General features: G+C 52.1%; 10 protein-coding genes. All 10 read left to right on the top strand.

The features are described 5' to 3' along the window. Positions 1-7 precede the first annotated feature (7 nt). The 10 genes from murD (at position 8) to secA (ending at position 14,016) form a co-directional block, all read left to right on the top strand. Positions 8-1,390 carry a UDP-N-acetylmuramoyl-L-alanine--D-glutamate ligase gene (gene murD, locus ACJJI4_RS15275; RefSeq protein ID WP_444925695.1) on the top strand — a complete coding sequence of 461 codons (1,383 nt, stop codon included), beginning with the start codon at positions 8-10 and terminating at the stop codon, positions 1,388-1,390. After that, on the top strand, positions 1,387-2,610 hold the full coding sequence (ftsW, locus tag ACJJI4_RS15270; RefSeq protein ID WP_444925694.1) for a putative lipid II flippase FtsW: 1,224 nt from the start codon (positions 1,387-1,389) through the stop codon (positions 2,608-2,610). Before murD ends, ftsW begins: the two co-directional genes overlap by 4 nt. Beyond that, positions 2,610-3,707, top strand: coding sequence for an undecaprenyldiphospho-muramoylpentapeptide beta-N-acetylglucosaminyltransferase (murG, locus tag ACJJI4_RS15265; protein WP_444925693.1), 1,098 nt, complete (start codon positions 2,610-2,612; stop codon positions 3,705-3,707). The genes ftsW and murG overlap by 1 nt, the downstream gene beginning before the upstream one ends. A 29-nt stretch (positions 3,708-3,736) precedes the next feature. After that, on the top strand, positions 3,737-5,200 hold the full coding sequence (gene murC / locus ACJJI4_RS15260; RefSeq protein WP_444925692.1) for a UDP-N-acetylmuramate--L-alanine ligase: 1,464 nt from the start codon (positions 3,737-3,739) through the stop codon (positions 5,198-5,200). Positions 5,201-5,333: 133 nt separating this feature from the next. Further along, positions 5,334-6,020 carry a cell division protein FtsQ/DivIB gene (locus ACJJI4_RS15255; protein ID WP_444928238.1) on the top strand — a complete coding sequence of 229 codons (687 nt, stop codon included), beginning with the start codon at positions 5,334-5,336 and terminating at the stop codon, positions 6,018-6,020. Positions 6,021-6,135: 115 nt separating this feature from the next. Further along, positions 6,136-7,371 (top strand): cell division protein FtsA, encoded by a 1,236-nt coding sequence (ftsA, locus tag ACJJI4_RS15250; protein WP_282933862.1) that lies wholly within the window; start codon positions 6,136-6,138, stop codon positions 7,369-7,371. An 88-nt stretch (positions 7,372-7,459) separates the two neighbouring features. Continuing rightward, positions 7,460-8,701, top strand: a complete 1,242-nt coding sequence (gene ftsZ, locus ACJJI4_RS15245; protein ID WP_444915754.1) for a cell division protein FtsZ — start codon at positions 7,460-7,462, stop codon at positions 8,699-8,701. A gap of 394 nt (positions 8,702-9,095) precedes the next feature. Continuing rightward, positions 9,096-10,010, top strand: a complete 915-nt coding sequence (gene lpxC / locus ACJJI4_RS15240; RefSeq protein ID WP_282933860.1) for a UDP-3-O-acyl-N-acetylglucosamine deacetylase — start codon at positions 9,096-9,098, stop codon at positions 10,008-10,010. Positions 10,011-10,166: 156 nt separating this feature from the next. After that, positions 10,167-11,102 (top strand): M23 family metallopeptidase, encoded by a 936-nt coding sequence (locus tag ACJJI4_RS15235; RefSeq protein WP_413663007.1) that lies wholly within the window; start codon positions 10,167-10,169, stop codon positions 11,100-11,102. Positions 11,103-11,265: 163 nt separating this feature from the next. Continuing rightward, positions 11,266-14,016 carry a preprotein translocase subunit SecA gene (secA, locus tag ACJJI4_RS15230; protein ID WP_444925691.1) on the top strand — a complete coding sequence of 917 codons (2,751 nt, stop codon included), beginning with the start codon at positions 11,266-11,268 and terminating at the stop codon, positions 14,014-14,016. The last annotated feature ends 88 nt before the right edge of the window (positions 14,017-14,104 follow it).

The raw sequence follows: 14,104 nt of genomic DNA, 5'->3' as shown, positions 1-14,104 counted from the left end.
TAGATAAATGAGCCTGATCGCGACTTCTTCACAGCAGAAAGTGGTAATAGGTCTTGGCGCTACCGGAAAGTCGGTGGTGCGCTACCTGCTGCGTCACGGCCATACGCCGGTCGTGGCAGACAGTCGCGATAACCCGCCGGGGCTCGAAGCTTTCCGTCAGGAGTTCCCTGAGGTTGCGGTGGAAACAGGTCCACTGCGCCCGGGGACAATACTCGCTGCGAGCTTGGTTATTGCCAGCCCGGGAGTTGCGCTTGCTAAACCCGTATTGCAGCAGGCGATTGCGGATGGGATTCCTGTGGTTGGGGATATTGAGTTATTTGCCCAGGCCCTGACTCGGATGCAGTCGACAGCAAAGCTCGCCGCGATCACAGGCTCCAACGGAAAGAGTACAGTGACCACACTCCTGGGGGAGATGGTTGAAGAGGCAGGGCTGACAGTTGGTGTGGGTGGCAATATCGGTGTGCCGGTGCTGGATTTACTTGAGAAACCTCTGCCGGACATCTTTGTTTTGGAGCTTTCCAGTTTTCAATTGGAAACCACCTACTCGCTGGCGCCTACCGTAGCCACCATTTTAAACATGAGTGCGGACCATATGGACCGCTACCCCAGTATGGTGGAGTACCACCGGGCCAAGCAGCGCATTTATCGCGGAGCGGATCAGTTCGTGATAAATCGCGCGGACCCTTTATCCCAGGGGCCTCTTTCCCGAGAGAGACGGGAGTGGAGTTTTGGGCTTGATCAGCCGGATCTCAATCAGTTTGGCCTTCGCTTGCATGAGGGGCAGAACTGGTTGGCTCGAGGCACAGAAGTTTTAATGCCTATGGCCGATTTGGCTATGGTGGGTAAGCATAATATTGCCAATGGTTTGGCAGCCCTGGCAATGGGCTATGCACTGGGCCTGCCCACAGAGGCGATGTTAAAAATTTTACGTAGCTTTCGCGGGTTGAAACATCGCTGTGAGCGCGTGGCTGATTTTGAAGACGTTGTTTATGTTAACGATTCAAAAGGCACCAATGTAGGAGCAACCCAGGCGGCATTGGATGGCTTGGCTACGGCAAGCAGAAAAATAGTGCTTATTGCTGGAGGGGATGGCAAGGGTGCTGACTTTGCTCCCTTACGAAAAAGTTCAAGAGCACTCCGGGCCCTGGTTTGTATTGGTGTAGATGGAGACAAAATAGCCGGTGTCTTTGATGGCCTGTGCGAGATTCGCAGGGCTAGCACAATGGCAGAGGCCGTCGCTGAGGCTAGACAATTAGCCAATGGCGGTGACTATGTATTGTTATCACCGGCATGTGCCAGCTTTGATATGTATCAGAACTTTGAAGCCCGCGGTGATGATTTTCGCCAGGCCGTTCTGGAATTATGCGATACCGCTGGTGACTTCCAGTGAGTGCTCAGGTAATCAAGGCTCAAGGTAGTGAATGGCAGGATGGGCTGCTGCTACTCAGTGTTCTGGTTCTGGCTAGCATTGGTGTGGTGATGGTTGCTTCAGCATCTATCGCCTTTGCTACGGATATTTATGGTGACCCCTGGTATTTCCTCAGGCGTCATTTGGCTTTTTTGATGGTTGGCGGATTAGCTGGATTTGTCGTTAGTCAGATTCCCCTGTCAATTTGGTCGCGACTGTCCTGGCCATTATTACTGTTTGCTTGCCTGTTATTGATTGCAGTGCTTGTGCCGGGGATTGGACGGGAGGTGAACGGTAGCCGGCGTTGGCTGGTATTTGCAGGCATAACTGTGCAACCCGCGGAAGTGGCTAAGTTCTGTCTGTTAGTTTTTTTTGCCAGTTTTTTAACTCGTCGAAATAAGCAACTACGCCACTGGACCAGCTTTATGGTGCCAGTGGTGATTCTCGCAACGGTTGCTCTGTTATTGCTTTTACAGCCGGACTTCGGTTCTGTGGTTGTAATTTCAGGCACCGTGTTGGCAATGGTTTTTTTGGCGGGAGCGCGTCTTCCCCATACTTTTTTATTGGTAGCTGCGGCTGCGAGTGGACTGGCGCTAATGGCACTGATGAGCCCCTATCGCTTACAACGATTGCTGACGTTTCTGGATCCTTGGGGGGATCAGTTTGCCAGTGGCTACCAACTTACCCAGTCCCTGATTGCATTTGGTCGCGGAGAGTGGTTTGGAGTTGGTTTGGGCAATAGTGTGCAGAAGCTGTTTTACCTGCCTGAGGCCCATACGGATTTTATTTTCGCCATTCTGGCAGAGGAATGGGGAATGTTGGGTGGCGTAGTGCTGGTAGGGCTTTTTGTTGTTCTCACCTACTCACTGCTCCGCCTGGTAAAAGAGGCCCTGGTGCAGGAGAAATTTTTCGCTGCACTTCTGGCTTTTGGTATGGCAGTGCTATTGGCAGGACAAGCTTTCGTGAATATGGGCGTTGCGTCAGGCCTGTTGCCGACTAAAGGGCTAACGCTGCCATTTGTCAGCTCTGGTGGCAGCAGCCTGATTGTATGTTGTGCATTACTTGGCTTGGCGATGCGGATTCGGGCTGAACTAAAAAAGCCTGTTGAAAACGGAAGCGGGGGGCTTGAGCTTTTGCGTCAGCTGCCAATATTCCATTCACCCAAGTCCAGTGTGAAGGGCAGCAACGGAGAAACGGTTTGATGTCTGAAGTAAATAAGCGTTTTTCTGGAAAGAAGTTTTTGCTGATGGCCGGTGGTACCGGCGGTCATGTGTTCCCAGCGTTGGCTGTGGCTAAAGCGTTGCAAGAGCAGGGAGCTGTTGTCGAGTGGTTAGGCACTGCCCGTGGGATTGAATCCCGATTAATACCTGCGGCGAATATTCCTTTGCACTGCATTAAAGTGGAGGGTATTCGGGGGAAGGGAAAGTTGGCCTTACTTAAAGCCCCGTTGCAAATTTTGCGGGCAATTGCTCAGGCCAGGACAGTTGTTAAGCAGGTACAACCTGATGCAGTACTCGGCTTTGGTGGCTTTGCGACCGGCCCAGGGGGCGTTGCAGCCCGTCTCGGGGGGATACCGTTGATAATTCACGAGCAAAATGCTGTTGCCGGAACGACAAACCGCTTGTTAGCGCGGATTTCCAGCCAGGTGCTTGAAGCATTTCCCAGTGGGTTACCCGGTGCCAGGCAGGTGGGTAATCCAGTGCGCAAAGAAATTGCAGAATTGCCTGAGCCAGAAACACGAATTGGTAGCCAGTCATCTCTGCGCCTTTTGGTATTGGGCGGTAGTCTCGGTGCTGTAGCAATTAATGAACTGGTTCCTAAGGCAATCGCATTGCTGAAACCCTCCCTGCGCCCGGTAGTGGTCCACCAGGCTGGAGAGCGCCACCTTCAGGCTGCCAAAGACGCCTATAAAGAGGCGGCAGTAGAAGCTGAGGTGGTCCCTTTTATTGCGAATATGGCTGAGGCCTACCGCTCTGCGGACCTGATTATTTGCCGTTCCGGGGCTTTGACTGTTTCTGAAATTTCAGCTGCGGGAGTCGGTGCAATCATGGTGCCTTTCCCCTTTGCAATTGATGATCATCAAACGCGTAATGGCGAGTGGTTGCAAAATGCTGGCGGAGCGATTGTTATGCAGCAGCGGGAAATGGACGAGCAGAAGTTATCCGACTTATTACAAAGTCTGTTAGAGGATCGCCAGAAACTATTGCAAATGGCGACCTCCGCGCGGCGCGCGGCAAAAACTGATGCGACCGAGCAAGTAGTAAATGCTTGCAGGGAAGAGCTGGCCTCGGTCAGGTAACACAGAATAAGTGGACGAAGGTTAAAGTAATGTCTTCAGTGCGGACAAACGAAGATAAAAGTTATGCGGTACCGGCCATGCGTCGTATCCGCCGTATCCACTTTATTGGGATCGGTGGTGCCGGTATGAGCGGCATTGCAGAGGTATTGCAGAACCAGGGCTACGAAGTCTCAGGTTCTGACCTGCGTGAATCTGCGGTTACTGATAGATTGCGCAAATTAGGGGTTAAGGTCCAAATCGGACACAGCGAGGAAAATGTTCGCGGCGTTGATGTTGTGGTTAATTCCTCTGCCGTACATGGCGATAACCCGGAGCTGATTGAAGCGAGAGAAAAGAGAATCCCTATTGTACGCCGTGCCGAAATGCTCGGTGAACTAATGCGCTATCGCTATGGCATTGCTGTGGCGGGAACCCACGGAAAGACCACCACGACCAGCTTAATCGCCTCAATTTTTGCGGCAGATAAAAAAGACCCGACCTTTGTTATCGGTGGCCTGGTCAACGCTGCCGGTGCCAATGCCGCCTTGGGCGAAAGTCGCTATCTAGTGGCTGAAGCTGATGAGAGCGATGCATCTTTTATTCACTTACAGCCGATGGTGACGGTGATTACCAATATCGATGCGGACCATATGGAAACTTATGGTGGCGACTTCGAAAAGGTGAAACAGATCTTTATCGACTTTGTACACAACCTGCCATTTTACGGTCTGGCGGTAGTTTGCGGGGATGATGCCAATGTTCAGGAAGTCATCCCCAAGTTTTCCCGCCCGGTTCTGACCTATGGATTTGATGAGGGTAATGACTACCGCATCGTTGAAGTAAAGCAAGAGCCACTGCGCAGCCATTTCACGGTACAGAGACCCAAGGGTGATCTTTTGCAGGTTTCTGTGAATACACCGGGTGTTCACAATGTTCTCAATGCGACTGCAGCAATTGCTGTAGCTAGTGATGAAGGCGTTAGTGATGAAGCAATTCGCCAAGGCCTGATAGGCTTCCAGGGCGTTGGTCGTCGATTCCAGATCTACGGTGATTATGCCGTTAGCGATGATACCGAAGCTGATAAGGTGATGTTGGTAGATGACTACGGTCACCACCCACGTGAGGTAGCCGCTACCGTAAAGACAGTTCGAGATGGCTGGCCGGATCGTCGCTTGGTAATGATTTATCAGCCCCACCGTTATACCCGTACGCGGGACTTGTTTGAAGACTTTGTCCAGGTCCTCTCTGAGGTGGATAAGTTAATTTTGCTGGATGTATACAGTGCGGGTGAAGCGCCAATTGCTGGTGCCGATGGCAGAACGCTTGCGCGAAGTTTACGCAACAGGGGACAGGTAGATCCGATTTTTATGGAAACTATCGATCAGGTTCCCCCTGTATTAGCTGATCTGTTGGAGCCAGGTGATATTGTCCTGACCCAGGGAGCTGGCAACGTCGGAGCACTTTCGCAAAGGTTGGCTGATTGGCGCTTGGGCGAGCGCAGCGGCGAGGGCTAAGTAGCTAGTGAAAGGAGCTGGAACGAAATTAGCCGGGAGAAAAAAAAAGACAGCTCGCGGAGCGAGCCCTCTTGGAACCGATGATCCTGAGAAGCTTCGTCTGAACTGGAAGCGGTGTTTTTTTTTATTGGTGATGTTCGCAGGCTTTAGTGCTTTGCTCTATGGTGCAGTTTGGTTATGGCGATGGGTGCCATCGGTTGAGTTGAGTAATGTTGATGCCCTAGAGCAAGTTGAAGTACGCGGGGCTTTTAATGCGGTAACTGAAGAAGAGTTAAGAGAGGTGCTTCTTCCTCACTTGAAAGCGGGCTTTTTTTCAGCGGACATTCAGGCGATGCAGCAGACATTACTGTCTAACCCCTGGATTACTTCCGCCTCGGTGAGCAGGCGTTGGCCGAAGGGTGTTGAGGTTGATATCACTGAAGCGCAACCTCTCGCGACCTGGGGTAAAGATAAATTGTTGGTAGCGAGTGGGGATCTGCTGCCGCGTCCGTCACATATGGGGGTTCAGTCCCTGCCCGAGCTTGCCGGGGATGAAGAATTGGTAGAGCGGATTATGCTGCAATACCGCGCGCTTGCGGGGTTACTGACCACGCGGGATATGGAGGTTAAACGGTTGTCATTTGACGACCTAAGCGGTTGGCATCTGGAGTTAGTGTCGGGAATTGAATTAAAACTTGGCCATGATGCTTTATTGGAGCGGGTACACCGTTTTCTGTATTTGAGTCGGGGTGTACTGGCGCCGCACTTGCAAAAAGTTGTCAGCGTCGATACGCGCTATAGCAATGCGGTAGCGGTTCAGTGGAAAAACGAAGAAAAGTAAACATCGAGGCAGCCCGGGTGGCTGTTTTATAGATAAAAGTTTAAAAGCGAATGCTGTGTTCTGGTCCGATAGCAGAACCTGAAACAGAATGCAGCTCAGCGAGGTTGGCACGAAAATGACACAGGTATCCGATCAGCGCATGATTGTTGGACTGGATATAGGCACCTCTAAAGTAGTCGCTATTGTCGGTGAAGCTTCCGGTGATGGGGAACTTAATATTGTCGGTATCGGCTCTCATCGTTCCACTGGAATGAAAAAGGGCGTAGTGGTTAATATTGAATCAACCGTGCAATCTATACAGCGCGCTGTGGAAGAAGCTGAGTTGATGGCGGGTTGTGAAATTCACTCTGTGTACGCAGGGATTGCGGGAAGTCACATTCGCAGCTTGAACTCTCACGGTATAGTTGCGATTAAGGATCGAGAGGTTACCCAGCAGGATCTCGATCGTGTTATTGATGCTGCCAGGGCTGTCGCTATTCCTGCGGACCAGAAGATTTTGCACACGCTTCCGCAGGAATACCTGATTGATAATCAGGAAGGGGTAAAAGAACCTCTCGGAATGTCTGGTGTTCGCCTCGAAGCAAAGGTCCATTTGGTCAGCGGTGCAGTGAATGCTGCACAGAATATTGAAAAGTGTATTCGTCGATGTGGTCTGGAAGTAGAAGATGTCATTCTTGAACAATTGGCTTCAAGTTACGCAGTCCTGACCGAAGATGAAAAAGAGTTGGGAGTGTGCATGGTAGATATTGGTGGGGGAACTACCGATATTGCTGTGTTTACTGGTGGATCTATTCGGCATACGGGTGTGATACCGATTGCTGGAGACCAGGTTACCAATGATATTGCCATGGCTTTGCGCACACCGACACCGCACGCAGAAGACTTGAAAATCAAATATGCGTGCGCGTTGGCAAAGCTCGCTCGCGAAGGTGAGACCATTAAGGTACCGAGCGTTGGTGATCGCGCGCCTAGGGATTTATCCCGACAGGCATTGGCCGAGGTCGTTGAGCCGCGCTACGACGAATTGTTTACATTAGTACAGGCGGAGTTACGTCGCAGCGGCTTCGAAGATTTGTGTGCGGCGGGTGTAGTACTTACCGGCGGCTCTTCAAAAATGGAGGGCGCGGTTGAACTGGCTGAGGAAATTTTTCATATGCCGGTTCGCCTAGCAGTGCCTCAGGGTATTGCAGGTTTGACGGATATCGTCAGCAACCCAATTTATTCCACTGGAGTTGGATTATTGATGTATGCGATGCAGCAGGAAGAGGCTCGAGAGGGCAAAATACAGCCTGTGCGCAACGATAATCAGTGGTGGGACAAGGTAAAGCACTGGTTTCGCGGAAATTTGTAATAGAGTGCAACCAGATTTAGCCATCCGGTGAAGGATTTTTTTTAGGCATGGCTGTAAAATTCGACATGAGCAAGAAAGGGGAACAGCAATGTTCGAACTAGTTGATAGCGTACAGGATAAGCCTGTCATCAAGGTGATTGGTGTCGGCGGCGGTGGTGGTAATGCTGTTAAGCATATGATCGCCAATGATGTTGAGGGTGTAGATTTTATCTGTGCAAATACAGATGCACAGGCCCTCAAAGATGTTGAGGCCCGCACTATCCTGCAACTGGGTAACACAATTACACGCGGTTTGGGCGCAGGGGCAAACCCGGATATTGGCCGTCAGTCCGCACTTGAAGATCGCGATCGCATTGCTGAGGTATTAACCGGTGCGGATATGGTATTCATCACTGCCGGTATGGGCGGTGGTACCGGTACCGGTGGTGCGCCGATTGTCGCTGAGATTGCAAAAGAACTGGGCATCCTTACCGTTGCGGTAGTTACTCGCCCATTTAAGATCGAAGGGCGCAAACGCACTGTTGTAGCTGAAGAGGGTATTCTCGAGCTGCGCGATAAAGTTGATTCTCTGATTACTATCCCCAACGATCGTTTGCTGGAAGTACTCGGTAGCAAGATCACAATGAAATCTGCTTACAAAGAGGCAGATAACGTTTTATTGGGTGCTGTACAAGGCATTGCCGACCTGATGATTCGTCCGGGCATTATGAACGTGGACTTCGCCGATGTGCGCACCGTAATGTCTGAAATGGGCATGGCGATGATGGGGTCCGGTTCTGCCGTCGGTGAAAACCGTGCGCGCGAAGCGGCTGAGAAAGCCGTGCGAAGCCCGCTACTGGATAACGTCAACCTGGCAGGTGCTCGCGGTATCCTGGTGAATATCATCACCGGTAGCGAAGAGGCGGGCTGTCAGGAACTGACCCTGGGTGAGTACTCTGAAGTAGGTGAGATTGTCCAGGAAATCGCCTCCGATGAAGCTACTGTGGTTATCGGTACAGCGGTAGACGATAAGCTCGGTGATGAGATGCGGGTTACCGTTGTGGCCGCAGGTCTTGGCGAGGGTACTCCGGCAGCGCGTCCGGCGAAGGTGGTGGATAACACCCGCCGCCCAGAGCCTCGCGAGCCAGTTCGTGAAACCCGTGAGGTTCGCGATAGTCACAGCGCTCACGCTGGCCACAGCTCTGCGGGACTGGCAAGCCGCGAGGCTATTGATCCGCGCCCCCGTGCTGAAGCGGAGCGCCCCAAGCGCCCGGCTCCTGCCCTGAATCCCGCTGATGCGGATATGGAGTACCTGGATATTCCAGCCTTCCTGCGCCGTCAGGCAGACTAGAAAACGGTACCGCAGAGGCAGAACACCGCTCATGTCTGCCCGGCTCCGGCTGGGTATTGCCGCTGCGGTGCGGCTTTTGCTCGGGTCTACCTTGTCGAATGGGTGGGCCCTTGCCCCGTTTGTGTAGATTTTGATCAGAACTGGTGAGTCGCAATAACTATCTAAAATAATTAACAATTATTAACAGCGCTTGCGGAGCTTAGGATCTTAGAATGCTGTCATAGCGACATGCGTTGGCGCTGCAATCTTTGCTTGATCTATCCTCATATAGGTAGGTGGTGCACAGTTGTGGTGACCACTCGCCCAGAATTGGTATTGGCGTCGCAATTGTGCTAGTATCGATGGCTTGCTGCGCCTTAGGGGCGTAGTCCACCGACGGGGAAAAGATAGTTTCATGATCAAACAGCGCACGCTTAAGAATGCTATTCGCGCCACTGGCGTAGGTCTGCACACTGGCAAGAAAGTTGTACTTACCCTTAAACCAGCGCCCGTAGACACCGGTATCGTGTTCCGTAGAACCGATTTGGACCCGGTAGTTGAAATCGAGGCTCGTGCGGAAAATGTCGGCGACACTCTCCTTTCAACCACCCTGGAAAAGGGTGATGTTCGCATTGCTACGGTAGAGCACCTGCTCTCGGCAATGGCGGGCCTTGGCATTGATAATGCGGTTGTCGAGTTATCCGCGCAAGAAGTGCCCATTATGGATGGCAGTGCCGGCCCATTTGTATTTCTAATTCAATCTGCAGGTATCCAAGAGCAAGCAGCTCCGAAGAAATTCCTGCGAATCAAGAAGCCAGTAACTGTAGAGGATGGCGATAAGGTTGCCAGCTTCCTGCCTTTTAATGGCTTTAAAGTATCCTTCACAATCGACTTTGACCACCCGGTTTTCCAGGGGCGTAACCTGAGTTCATCCGTGGATTTCTCCAGTACCTCCTTTGTGAAGGAAGTGAGTCGCGCCCGTACCTTTGGCTTTATGCACGAAATCGAGTACCTGCGCTCCAAGGGCCTGGTTCAGGGCGGTTCCGTTGATAACGCAATTGTGATTGATCAGTACCGCATTCTGAATGAAGGCGGGTTGCGTTATGAAGACGAATTTGTGAAACATAAAATTCTGGATGCGATTGGCGATCTCTATCTTCTGGGGACCAGCCTGATTGGTGAGTTCAAGGCCTTTAAGTCTGGCCATGCGCTGAACAATAAATCCCTTCGCAACCTGATGGCTCAGGAGGATGCTTGGGAAATGGTCACCTTTGAAGGTGAGCAGGAAGAAGCACCGATCTCTTATATTAAGCCTATTTTGGCAGTTTGATACTTTCGCAAGAAGCCGGCATTATAGTGCCGGCTTTTTGTATGATTGTTTCACAGAGAAAGCCTATAGATTTTTGGTATCCTTATTGGTTTGGCACCTCGGCTTGTGAGCTGGGGACTAACGAAAATTAAAAATGTCGAACTCCTCACAGTTCCTATGAAAGTAATCCTGGTTAATGAGCGCGGTGCGACTCGCAGCTTTAATTTTGGCAGTTTGAGCAAAGCCCTGTTGGGGTTGTGCTTGCTGAGCCTCCCTGTGGGTGCATTTCTGCTGGGGGCGAATTTACCGGTTACTAAAACTGACTTATTTGATTCCCGAACGGCCAAGGCCTGGAGCCGCGCACTGCGCAAACAGCAGGAAGAAATTGCTGAAGCAGATAGAGAGGCGCGGGAGCAGCTGGCAGCTCTTACCGTTAAGCTTGCAGAGTTGCAGGCGCGTTTAACTCGCCTTGATGCGCTAGGTGAGCGTTTAACCTCTGTTGCCAATCTCGATGAAGGAGAGTTTGAGTTTGGCAGTGCACCTGCTATCGGTGGGCCGGAAGACCCCGGAATCGCAGGTGCATCGGAGTTGCCGTATCAGCCACCGGAATTCCTGGATGTTATTGGAGATCTCTCTCATCAGATTGAAGATCGCCAAATGCAGCTGAACACTCTCGAATCCCTGATGGCGAACCTCAAACTTGAGGATGAACAGTTTTTGGCAGGCCGCCCGATCAGCAAGGGGTGGATGTCTTCCCGTTATGGTTATCGCACCGATCCATTCACTGGCCGTAGGACCTGGCACAAGGGGGTGGATTTTGCTGGCAAGATGGGCTCCGATGTTGTTTCGGTAGCCGCAGGTGTTGTCACCTGGGCTGATGAGCGCCATGGCTATGGTCAGTTGGTAGAAATTAATCACGGCAATGGTTATTCAACCCGCTATGGGCACAATAGTGAGCTGAAAGTGGGATTGGGTGACGTGGTCAAGAGGGGGCAGACTATTGCCCTGATGGGTTCCAGTGGTCGCTCTACCGGGCCCCATGTTCACTTTGAGATATACAAGAACAACCGCACGGTTGATCCAGCTAGCTATATCCGCCGCACAGGCAGATAAGAACTATCCTTCCTTTACGCGTAATTGTTGGTAGCTTGGCATAAGAGTTGCCAGCGCTTGCGCCTTCCTGTTTACTTGCACCCCTCGCATAAAGGAGCGTCGGTGCATCGATCTGCCCGATATTAGCGCCGACAGCGCAAATAAGATAAGTGGTTTCTAGATAATGATTGGCAAACTGATTAAATCGGTCTTTGGTTCAAAAAATGATCGCGAGCTGAAGCGCATGCGACGCGTCGTGGGAAAGATCAACGCTTTGGAAGAGGATTTCCAGAAGCTTGACGATGCAGGCCTGCGGGCTAAAACGGATGAGTTTAGGCAGCGACTCGCTGACGGGGAAAAGCTCGATCAAATTCTGCCTGAGGCGTTTGCTGCAGTGCGTGAAGCGGGTCGTCGGGCCATGGGCATGCGCCACTTCGATGTTCAGCTGATCGGCGGGATGACCCTGCATGAAGGGCGTATTGCAGAAATGCGTACCGGTGAAGGTAAAACCCTGGTTGCAACCCTGCCGGCCTATCTGAATGCGCTTGAAGGTAAGGGCGTTCATATTGTTACGGTGAACGATTACCTCGCTTCGCGGGATGCCAATTGGATGCGCCCGGTATATGAATTCCTGGGCATGACGGTGGGAGTTATTGTTTCCCAGCAGCCACCGGAAGAAAAGAAAGCGGCCTATGAGGCTGATATTACTTACGGCACTAATAACGAATTCGGTTTTGATTACCTGCGTGACAACATGGTGTTGCGCAAAGAGGACCGCACCCAGCGCCCTCAGAACTTCGCTATTGTCGATGAGGTGGATTCCATCCTGATCGATGAGGCGCGTACTCCGCTAATCATTTCTGGAGCCGCCGAAGACTCTTCTCACCTTTATACGGCAATGAATAAGTTGGTTCCCCAGCTGGAGCGTGCCGAAGAAGGTGGGGAGGGGCACTACACCGTTGATGAAAAGACTCGCCAGGTTGAGCTGACCGAGCAAGGCCACTTGTTGATCGAAGACCTGCTGTCACGCAGTGGGTTGATGAAGGAAGATCAGTCCCTTTACGCCCCTGGGAACCTGGGCCTGTTGCACCACGTGCACGCCGCCCTGCGCGCGCATGTGCTGTTTAACCGCGATGTGGATTACATCGTGCAGAATGGCCAGGTGGTGTTAATTGATGAGCACACAGGTCGGACCATGCCGGGTCGCCGTCTCTCCGAAGGCCTGCACCAGGCGCTGGAAGCAAAAGAGAGTGTGCAGATTCAGAGTGAGAGCCAGACCCTCGCTTCTACAACATTCCAGAACCTGTTCCGCTTCTACCCCAAACTTGCGGGAATGACCGGTACTGCGGATACAGAAGCTTTTGAATTCCAGCAAATTTATGGCCTGGACGTGGTGGTGATCCCCACCAATAAGCAAATTCAACGTGAAGATCTCAATGACCTGGTTTACCTGAGCCAGGAAGAGAAGATGGAAGCGATTATTGAGGATGTGAAGCACTGTCGTGAAAAGCAGGCTCCAATCCTTGTAGGTACCGCTTCTATCGAAACCTCTGAAGAAATGTCCCGCAAGTTGCAAAAGGCGGGAATTAAGCACCAGGTTCTCAACGCGAAATACCACGAGCGCGAAGCACAGATCATCGCTCAGGCGGGTCGCCCGGGTGCAGTGACTATCGCTACCAATATGGCTGGTCGCGGTACCGACATTGTTCTCGGTGGTAACTGGGAGGCTGAAGCGGCAGCCCTGGCCCAGGAGAAGGGTAGTGAGCTGACCGAAGCGGAGCTCGCACAAGTCAAGGAAGATTGGAATAAGCGCCACGAGCAGGTGATCGCTGCGGGCGGTCTGCATATTATCGGTACTGAGCGCCATGAGTCCCGCCGTATTGATAACCAGCTGCGAGGCCGTGCAGGTCGTCAGGGTGACCCGGGTGTTACTCGTTTTTACTTATCCCTGGAAGATAACCTTATGCGCATCTTCGCCTCCGACCGGGTGAAGAATTTTATGCAGATGCTGGGTATGGAGCGCGGTGAGGCGATTGAGCACCGCATGGTTTCCAACGCTATCGAAAAAGCCCAGCGCCGTGTTGAAGGCCGCAACTTTGATATTCGCAAACAGTTGCTGGAATACGATGACGTGGCCAATGACCAGCGTCAGGTGATTTACGGCCAGCGCAATGAGCTGCTGGAAGCTGAGGTTATCAGTGATACGATCTCTGCCATTCGTGAAGATGTGGTTGACGGCATTGTCTCCGGTTCTATTCCCCCCCAGAGCGTGGAAGAGCAGTGGGATATTCCAGCCCTGGAGCAGCAGCTCTCTGGCGAATTGGGTATCCAGTTGCCGGTTCAGCAGTGGCTCGATGAAGATCGCACTCTGCACGAAGAGAGCCTGCGGAAAAAGATTACTGTCGCCGCGCAGGAAGCCTATGCTGCAAAAGTCTCCCGCATTGGTGAATCTTCCGGTGATGCCAATCTGATGCCGACTATCGAGCGTCAGATTATGCTGCAAGTATTGGATCAGTTGTGGAAGGAGCACCTTTCCAGCATGGACCACTTGCGTGCGGGTATTGGTTTGCGGGCTTACGCCAACAAAAACCCCAAGCAGGAATTCAAGCGCGAGTCTTTCCACCTGTTCCAGAGCATGCTGGAGAACCTCAAGCATGAAGTGGTGCGTATTCTTGCCCACGTAGAGCCGATGACTCGTGAGCAAGCGGAAGAGATGGAGCAGCGTCGCCTGGAAGAGCAGCGCAGGCAGCAGCTTGAGCTGCAACACGCTCAAGCTTCGGCGCTTCCAGAAAGTGAGCCCAAGGAGCAGCAGCCGGCTACCCCGGCACCGGAGCGTCGCGGTCCTAAAGTCGGGCGCAATGATCCCTGCCCCTGTGGTTCCGGGAAAAAGTACAAGCAGTGTCACGGCAAGCTGGCTTCCTCTACCCAGAGCTAATTCTCTACTGCTTGAATTCAGAAAATGCCCCGCTTAGTGGGGTATTTTTTTAACTGGAAAAAGAATTATCTGCGGAAAAGAATCCCAA

This window comes from Microbulbifer maximicatervae (SeqCode) (assembly GCF_052467305.1).
This window is presented reverse-complemented; position numbering and strand designations above follow the sequence as displayed.